Source organism: Streptomyces sp. SID14478, from assembly GCF_010548525.1.
In the GTDB taxonomy this organism is placed as follows: Bacteria; Actinomycetota; Actinomycetes; order Streptomycetales; family Streptomycetaceae; genus Streptomyces.
This window is the reverse complement of record NZ_JAAGMG010000700.1, coordinates 1-8,180: the sequence shown is the minus strand read 5'-3', so window position 1 is coordinate 8,180 and position 8,180 is coordinate 1. Positions and strand designations below refer to the sequence as shown.

Sequence of the window (8,180 nt, the reverse complement as noted above, 5' to 3'; positions counted from 1 at the left end):
GCTGCGTACGGCCACCGCCGAACTGGCCGCGCGCACCGAGGCGTTGACCACCGCCCGCGCCGCCCACGCCGAGCTCGTCGACGCCCACCGTGCCGCCGAGGACGGCGCAGGCGGCTTCGACGAGACGGCCGCGCTCCTGCGGGACCTGCTGCGCGACCACGCGGACGGCGAGGACCAGGAGGAGCAGGAGCCCTACCCCGGCACCCTGGAGGAGGCCCGCACGGCCGCCGCCGAGACGCGGCGCTCGCTGCGCGGCTGCTCCGCCGACCTGTCCGCCGCCGAGGCGGCGGTCCGCGAGGCGAGCGACATCCTCGTACGGCATGCGAACTCCACGCGCTACGAGCAGGTGCGCACGCCCGCGCGCCAGCAGATCCGGGAACTGCCCGCCGCCTCCCTGCCGGAGCACGCGCAGAAGTGGGCGGACGCGTTCGCGCCCCGACTGCGGGTGCTGACAGACGAGTTGGCACAGCTGGAGCGCAACCGCGACTCGATCGTGGACCGGCTGCGCGGCCTGGTCGAGTCGGCGCTGGCGACCCTGCGCTCCGCCCAGCGCCTGTCCCGCCTCCCCGAAGGCCTCGGCGAGTGGTCGGGCCAGGAGTTCCTGCGGATCCGTTTCGAGGAGCCCGACCAGGCCACGCTCACCGAGCGGCTAGGCGACGTCATCGACGAGGCGACTCGCGCTGCCGTGAAGAAGAACTCCGACCTGCGGCGCGACGGCATGTCGCTGCTGCTGCGCGGGGTCGGCGCCGCCCTGGAGCCCAAGGGCGTCGCCGTCGAGATCCTCAAGCCGGACGCGGTACTGCGCGCCGAGCGGGTCCCGGTCGGACAGATGGGCGACGTGTTCTCCGGCGGCCAGCTGCTCACCGCGGCCATCGCCCTGTACTGCACGATGGCGGCGCTCAGGTCGAACGACCGGGGCCGGGACAAGCACCGGCACGCGGGCACGCTGTTCCTCGACAACCCCATCGGCCGTGCCAACGCCACGTACCTGCTGGAGCTCCAGCGCGCCGTGTCGGACGCGCTGGGCGTCCAACTCCTCTACACCACGGGCCTGTTCGACACGACGGCACTCGCCGAGTTCCCGCTGGTGATCCGGCTGCGCAACGACGCGGACCTGCGCGCGGGGCTGAAGTACATCAGCGTCGAGGAGCATCTGCGCCCGGGCCTGCCGCAGCAGACCGCCGGCGACCCCGCCGGGGAGACGGTGCACGGCGAGATCACGGCCACCCGGATGTTCAAGCGCCCCGCCGAGCCGGAACCGGCCGCGCAACCGCTCGGGCAGGAGGCCTAGGGACCGGCCGGCGGTTCGGGCGTACGCCGGGACTTTCGCAACACGCCCTACCCGAGCTGTTCACGCAGCCACTGGTGGAAGATCCCGATGTGGTGCTCACTGGGCACGAGGACGCCGCCGTCGCGGTACGCGCGCGACGCCATCGCCGGCTGGGTGCGCTCACACGCGGCGAAGTCCTGGGCGTTGACCCGGTGGAACAGCTCGACGGACTTCGACACGTCGGCCCCGGACGCCACGACGTCCGGGGCGTACAGCCAGTCGCACACGACGGAGGTGTGGTCCTCGGCCAGCGGGAACATGCGGTGCAGGATCACGTGATCGGGCACCAGGTTCACGAAGACCGTCGGTTTGACCGTGATCGCGTAGTAGCGGCGGTCCTGGTCGGGGGCCACCTCGGGCAGCGTGCCGAAGCCCGCGCTGCCGTCGACCGTGAACCCCGACACGTCCTCGCCGAACGCGGCGCCGTGCCCCACGTAGTACTGCGCGGCGAGACCGTCCGCGAACTCCGGGAGGACGTCGGTGAGTTCGGGGTGGATGGTCGCGCAGTGGTAGCACTCCATGAAGTTCTCGACGATCAGCTTCCAATTGGCCCGCACGTCGTACGTGATCCGCCGGCCGAGGGCGAGGTCGGCGGTGCGGTACCTGTCGATGGCGGCCGCGTCGCCGAGCCGCTCGACGGCCGCCCCGACCACCGTCTCCTCGAACGAGGGCGGCGCGTCGGCCAGGCACACCCACGCGTACCCGAGCCACTCCCGCAGCGCGACCTCGACGAGGCCGTACGCGGAGCGGTCGACGTCCGGCATCGAGACGAGGTTCGGCGCGGCGATCAGCCTTCCGTCCAGGTCGTAGGTCCAGGCGTGGTACGGGCATTGGAGGTTGCGCCGCACCTGCCCCTGCTCCTCGGTGCACAGGCGGGCGCCGCGGTGCCGGCACACGTTGAGGAAGGCCTTCAGGGCGCCGCTGCGGGAGCGGGTGATCAGGACGCTCTCGCGGCCGATCCGCACGGTGCGGAACGCGCCGGCCCTGTCGAGATCGGCGCTGCGGACGGCGCAGCACCACATGCGCTCGAAGATCCGCTCCTGTTCGGTGCGGAAGAGTTCCGGGTCGGTGTAGTAACGGCCCGGCAGCGTGGCGGCCAGGCTCGGCGGCAGGGGGAGCGTCGTCATGGCGGACTCCTCGGGCGGTGGGTGCGCGGCGGCGGTCAGCGGCGGATGCGGACCATCTTCGGGTCGAACAGCGGCTCCTCGGCGACGGTCGCCGGGACCTTCTCGCCGAAGTACTCGATGTGCACGGCCGATCCGGCGGGCAGGGGCGGCAGCCAGGCGTACGCCACACAGCGGCCGAGCGTGTATCCGTACGCGGCGCTCGTGACGTAGCCGGACGGCGCCCCGGCGTCCCCTGCCGCGTACACGGGCTCCTTGCCGAGGACGACGGCGGACGGGTCGTCCAGCAGTAGCGGGGTCAACACCCTTCGCGGCGGCGGGAGGTGTTCGAGTGCGGCCCGGCCGAGGAAGTCGCCGTGGTCGAGACGGACGGCGAAGCCGAGCCCGGCCTCGTAGGGGTTGTGCTCCTCGGTCATGTCGGTGCCCCAGGCGCGGTACCCCTTCTCCAGGCGGAGACTGTTGAACGCCGACCGCCCCGCCGCGATCACGCCGCACTCCTGTCCCGCCGCCCACAGCGTGTCCCACAGGCGCAGCCCCAGATCGGCGGTGGTGTACAACTCCCAGCCCAGTTCGCCGACATAACTCAGGCGCATGGCGGTGACCGGGACGTGGCCGAGGTAGGTCTCCTTGGCGCGGAAGTAGCCGAAGCCCTCGTGCGAGAAGTCGTCCCGGGTGAGCGGCTGGACCAGGTCGCGGGCGAGCGGGCCCCAGACGCCGATGCAGCAGGTGCCGGAGGTGAGGTCGCGGATCTGTACGTCGTCCGGAGCGTGGCGCTCCAACCACACTTGATCTGCGGGGGAGTTGGCGCCCACCTGGAAGCGGTCGGCGGCGAGCCGGGCCACCGTCAGGTCGGAGCGGATGCCGCCCTTCTCGTCGAGGAGCAGGGTGTACGTCACCGCGCCCGGCTTCTTCGCGACGTTGTTGGTCGTCATGCGCTGGAGGAACGCGAGCGCGCCGGGGCCGGTCACCTCCAGGCGGCGCAGCGGCGTCATGTCGTACAGGGCGACCCGTTCGCGGGTGTGGCGCGCCTCGGCGGCGACGACGGGGGACCAGTGGCGGGCCGCCCAGGGGTCCCGGCTCTCGGCACCCTCGACGAGCGGGGCGTTGGCCTCGTACCAGTGCGCACGCTCCCAGCCGCCGCCTTCCAGGAAGGACGCGCCGAGCTCCTGCTGGCGGGCGTGGAAGGGGCTGACGCGCAGCGGGCGCGGGTGCTCCATCGGCTGCAGGGGATGGACGACGTCGTACACCTCGACGAACTGCTGTGCGCCGCGCTCGCGCACGTACGCGGGCGAACGCTGCGCCCCCTCGAACCGATGCACGTCGCATTCGTGCAGGTCGACCGTCGCGTGCCCGTCGACGATCCACTCGGCGACCGCCTTCGCGACGCCCGCCGAGTGCGTCACCCACACCGCCTCCGCCAGCCAGAAGCCGCGCAGCGCACGGGACTCGCCGAGCACCGGCATGCCGTCGGGGGTGAAGGAGAAGACGCCGTTGAAGCCCTCGTCGACGGTCGCGTCGCGCAGCGCGGGCATCAGCTCCTGGCAGTCCCGCCAGCTGGGCGCCCAGTCCTCCTCGGTGAAGGGCAGCGACGACGGCATGTCGAGGGACCGGGCGCGCGCCTCGTCGTACGGCAGGACGGCGAACGGATCGACGGGCAGCGGACGGTGGGCGTAGCTGCCGATGCCGAGGCGGTCGGTGTGCTCACGGAAGTACAGATCGCGGTCCTGGAAGCGCAGGATCGGCTTCGACGCCTCGGTGCGCGGATCGTTCGCCCCGGCGAGCTGCGGCAGCGGCCCCGTCCGGGCGTACTGATGGGCGAGCGGCAGCAAGGGGACGTCGACGCCCGCCATGCGTCCGATCACCGGTCCCCAGAAGCCGGCCGCGGAGACGACGTGCGTGGCGGGGAAGGTGCCGCGGTCCGTGACGACGCCCGTGACGCGGCCGCCTTGCTGGTCGATGCCGGTGACGGTGTGCCGCTCCAGGAAGCGGGCGCCGCGCTCCTGCGCGCGGTGCATCTGGGCGCGGGAGGCGAGCACGGCGCGGGCCAGGCCGTCGTCGGGCGTGTGGAAGCCGCCGAGAATCATCGACTCGTCGACAAGTGGCCACAACTCCTTGCAGCGGGCGGCGGAGACGAGTTCCCCGCGCACGCCCCAGGAGCCCGCCCAGCCCGCCTTGCGGTGCAGGTCGGCCCAGCGCTCGGGGGTGGTCGCCAGTTCCAGGCCGCCGACGGGGTGGAAGCACGGCAGGCCGTCGGCCTCCAGGGCGGAGAACTTCTCCACGGTGTACCGGGCGAACGCGGTCAGGGTTTTGGACGGGCTGGTCTGGAAGACGAGTCCGGGCGCGTGCGAGGTCGAGCCGCCGGGAGCGGGGAGCGGGCCCTGTTCGAGGACGGTGACGTCGTGCAGGCCGCGGGCGGTGAGCTCGTCGGCGAGGGAGCAGCCGACGATGCCGGCACCGATGACGACGATCCGGGGGGAGACGGTTTCGGGTGCGCTGGACATGCCCCTCCTACAAAGACCTACGAGGACCTATGAGGACTTACGAGCGCGAACGCGGGCTTATGAGGGCTTATGAGGGCCTGTGGAGGCCAAGTGGAGCCTGGGAAGTGAGCCGGCCCCGCTTCACAGGACCACGACGGAGCGCAGCACTTGGCCGCCGCGCATCTTGGCGAAGGCCTGCTCGACCTGGTCGAGGGTGATCGTCTCGCTGACGAAGCCGTTCAGATCGAGCTGCCCGTACAGGTACTGGTCGATCAGGACCGGGAAGTCGCGGCTGGGCAGACAGTCGCCGTACCAGGACGACTTGAGGGCGCCGCCGCGCGCGAACAGGTCGGCCAGCGGGAGTTCCACCTTCATCTCCGGGTCCGGCACGCCCACTTGGACCAATGTGCCGGCGTGGTCGCGCATGTAGAACGCCTGGCGGTACGTCTCCGGGCGGCCCACCGCGTCGATCGCGAGGTCCACGCCGAAGCCGCCGGTGAGCGCGCGGACCGCCTCGACCGGGTCCGTGCCGCGGGAGTTGATGGTGTGCGTGGCGCCGAACCGCTCCGCCCGGTCGAGCTTCTTGTCGTCTATGTCGACGGCGATGACCTTGCGCGCGCCGCCCAGGCACGCCCCGGCGATCGCCGCGTTGCCGACACCTCCGCAGCCGATGACGGCGACCGTGTCGCCGCGCCCGACCCCGCCCGTGTTCACCGCGGCGCCGTAACCGGCCATCACACCGCAGCCGATCAGGCCCGCCGCCTCGGGCCGCGCCGCCGGGTCGACCTTCACCGCCTGCCCGGCGGCCACCAGCGTCTTCTCGGCGAAGGCCCCGATGCCGAGGGCGGGGCTGAGCGGGGTGCCGTCGAGCAGCGTCATCGGCTGCGCGGCGTTGCGGGAGTCGAAGCAGTACCAGGGGCGCCCGCGACGGCAGGAGCGACAGGTGCCGCAGGGCGCGCGCCAGGCGAGGATCACGTAGTCGCCCGGGGCCAGGTCGCTCACGTCGCCGCCGACGGCCTCGACGGTGCCGGCCGCCTCGTGCCCGAGCAGGAACGGGAAGCCGTCGTCGATCGCGCCCTCCCGGTAGTGCAGGTCCGTGTGGCAGACCCCGCAGGCCTGCACGCGCACCAGGGCCTCGCCCGGGCCCGGATCGGGCACGACGACCGTCTGCACCTCGACGGGGGCGCTCTTCTTCACGGCGACCACGGCGCGGACCTCATGAGGCACGACCCAACTCCTCTGCTGTTGCGTATCGCAGGATCAGTTGCGTGATAAGAGACTCAGGGGCCATCTTGGGAATGTCATCAAGGGCCCGTCAAGGGGCGGGAGTTAAGCCTTCGCAAAACGGCGCGGCCGACCGGAAACGCGCGCGACACGAGGGGCCGGGCGCACGAGAACGCGGAGCCAGGTCTCCCTGACTCCGCGTGGGGCGGCGGGACTCGGCCGCAGTGGGCTGTCGGCCGCGTCAGAGGCCGTGCCCCATCCGACGGGAGAGATCGGCGGCGGCCGCCGCCGTGCGCTTGGCCAGCGCGGGCAGGTTCTCCTCGGTCATCCGGAACACCGGCCCGGACACGCTGATCGCACCGATGACCTTGCCGTCGTGCGCGCGGGCGGGCGCGGACACGGCGGCGAGACCGAGCTCCAACTCCTCGACCGCCACGGCGAATCCCTGCTCCACCACCGACTCCAGCTCGGCGCGCAGTGCGGCGGTGCCGGTGATCGTGTGCTCGGTGAACCGCGGCAGCGTACGGGCCAGCAGGCCCTCGCGCACCACCTCGGGCTGGTGCGCGAACAGCACCTTCCCGCTGGAGGTGGCGTGCAGCGGGGTACGCCGGCCCAGCCAGTTCTGCGCGGTCACGGACGCGGGCCCGCGCGCCTGCATGATGTTGACTGCCATGTCCTCGTCGAGCACCGCGATGTTCACCGTCTCGCCCACCTCGTCCGCGAGTTCGCGGCACACGGGCGCGCCCTCCTGGGAGATGTCCAGGCGCACTGCCGCCGCCCCCGCCAGGCGCAGCATGCCCGCTCCCAGGTAGTACTTGCCGCGCTCCTTGGCCTGACCGACCAGGCCCCGGTTCTCCAGCACGCCGAGCAGTCGGAACGCCGTGGACTTGTGGACGCCCAACTCGTCGGCGATCTCGGTGACTCCGGCCTCTCCGTGCCGGGCGAGGCTCTCCAGCACGCTCACCGCGCGGTCCACGGACTGGACCGCGCCCGCCGCGCCCCGGGGCGGCTTCTCGGTGCCCGCTGTGGTCGTCGGATCCGATGCACCCGGCTCAACCTGCAGTTGCTTGCGGGTCATAGCTCAACTCTCACCACCTGGCGGCCCGATGACGGGCCGCATCTTCGAGAAGCCCTTGACGCGACGGGCACTCGACTCGGATTCTGTTGCGCATAGCGCTCCCTCGTGCACTATGTGAAACATCATGTTACCGAAGCGTCCTGGACCCAGAGGGGGGCCCGTGATTCCCGTCTGCCGCCTCGAAGACCTCCCCGTCGGTGAATCCGTCCGCGTCGACACCGCCCCACCCATAGCGGTGTTCCACGCGGAAGGGGAGCTGTACGCCATCGATGACACCTGTACCCATCAGGACGCCTCGCTGTCCGAGGGCTGGCTGGAAGGCTGCCAGGTCGAATGCCCGCTCCACGAGGCTTCCTTCGATCTGCGCACCGGGCAGCCGACCTGTCTGCCCGCACGCCGTCCCGTGCGTACCCACCGGGTGAGTGTCGACGACGGCGTGATCCACGTCCATCCGGCCGCCTCGGCGGACAGCGCCGCATGAGGCCGACGGCGCCGCGTGGACCCGTCCGCGACGTCTCACCAGTGTGACCCGTCAGCGAAGAGAAGGGCACTGCCTCATGAGGACCGTGACCGTGGTCGGCGCCTCGCTCGCCGGGACGTATGCGGCGCGCGAGCTGCGCGCCCAGGGATTCGACGGGCGCCTGGTGATCGTCGGGGACGAACCGCACGCGCCCTACGACCGGCCCCCGCTCTCCAAGGACTTCCTCGCCGGCCGGACCGACGAGGGCCGACTCGCCCTGTCCGACGCCGAGGAGACGCGGGAACTCGACGCGGAGTGGCTCCTCGGCGTCCGCGCCCAGGGGCTCGACGCCCGCGACCGCAGCGTGCTCCTGGCGGACGGCAGGACCGTCCGCTGCGACGGCGTCGTCGTCGCCACCGGAGCCCGCGCCCGCTCCCTGCCCGGCCCGCACCTCGCGGGCGTGCACACCCTGCGCACCCTCGAC

Annotated in this window: 6 protein-coding genes and 1 pseudogene; 3 read left to right on the top strand and 4 right to left on the bottom strand. The window is 72.1% G+C overall.

Translation table 11 applies throughout. The features are described from left to right. Positions 1 to 1,291 (top strand): annotated as a pseudogene (locus tag G3I40_RS23340) (hypothetical protein); the annotation flags it as partial. Between the two features lie 47 nt (positions 1,292 to 1,338). Here the strand turns inward: G3I40_RS23340 and G3I40_RS23335 are convergent. From G3I40_RS23335 to G3I40_RS23320, 4 genes are all read right to left on the bottom strand, one after another. Next, positions 1,339 to 2,457, bottom strand: coding sequence for an aromatic ring-hydroxylating dioxygenase subunit alpha (locus tag G3I40_RS23335; RefSeq protein WP_164304077.1), 1,119 nt, complete (start codon positions 2,455 to 2,457; stop codon positions 1,339 to 1,341). 35 nt (positions 2,458 to 2,492) lie between these two features. Next, positions 2,493 to 4,955: an FAD-dependent oxidoreductase gene (locus G3I40_RS23330; RefSeq protein WP_164304076.1), complete on the bottom strand. Its 2,463-nt coding sequence runs from the start codon at positions 4,953 to 4,955 to the stop codon at positions 2,493 to 2,495. A 120-nt stretch (positions 4,956 to 5,075) separates the two neighbouring features. Next, entirely contained in the window at positions 5,076 to 6,161 is a 1,086-nt protein-coding gene (locus tag G3I40_RS23325; RefSeq protein WP_164304075.1) for an S-(hydroxymethyl)mycothiol dehydrogenase, read from the bottom strand. A gap of 238 nt (positions 6,162 to 6,399) precedes the next feature. After that, on the bottom strand, positions 6,400 to 7,236 hold the full coding sequence (locus tag G3I40_RS23320; protein ID WP_164304074.1) for an IclR family transcriptional regulator: 837 nt from the start codon (positions 7,234 to 7,236) through the stop codon (positions 6,400 to 6,402). A gap of 160 nt (positions 7,237 to 7,396) precedes the next feature. On the opposite strand from G3I40_RS23320, the gene G3I40_RS23315 reads away from it, so the two are divergent. Both G3I40_RS23315 and G3I40_RS23310 read left to right on the top strand, forming a co-directional pair. Next, complete coding sequence (locus G3I40_RS23315) at positions 7,397 to 7,717, top strand: bifunctional 3-phenylpropionate/cinnamic acid dioxygenase ferredoxin subunit (RefSeq protein ID WP_164304073.1); 321 nt, start codon at positions 7,397 to 7,399, stop codon at positions 7,715 to 7,717. Between the two features lie 76 nt (positions 7,718 to 7,793). Next, positions 7,794 to 8,180, top strand: a 387-nt coding sequence (locus G3I40_RS23310; protein ID WP_203644651.1) for an FAD-dependent oxidoreductase, incomplete at its 3' end; no start/stop codon positions are given.

Coding starts and splice junctions, on each gene's coding strand:
- G3I40_RS23335 (WP_164304077.1), bottom strand. CDS start 2,457: ATGACGACGCTCCCCCTGCCGCCGAGCCTGGCCGCCACGCTGCCGGGC.
- G3I40_RS23330 (WP_164304076.1), bottom strand. CDS start 4,955: ATGTCCAGCGCACCCGAAACCGTCTCCCCCCGGATCGTCGTCATCGGT.
- G3I40_RS23320 (WP_164304074.1), bottom strand. CDS start 7,236: ATGACCCGCAAGCAACTGCAGGTTGAGCCGGGTGCATCGGATCCGACG.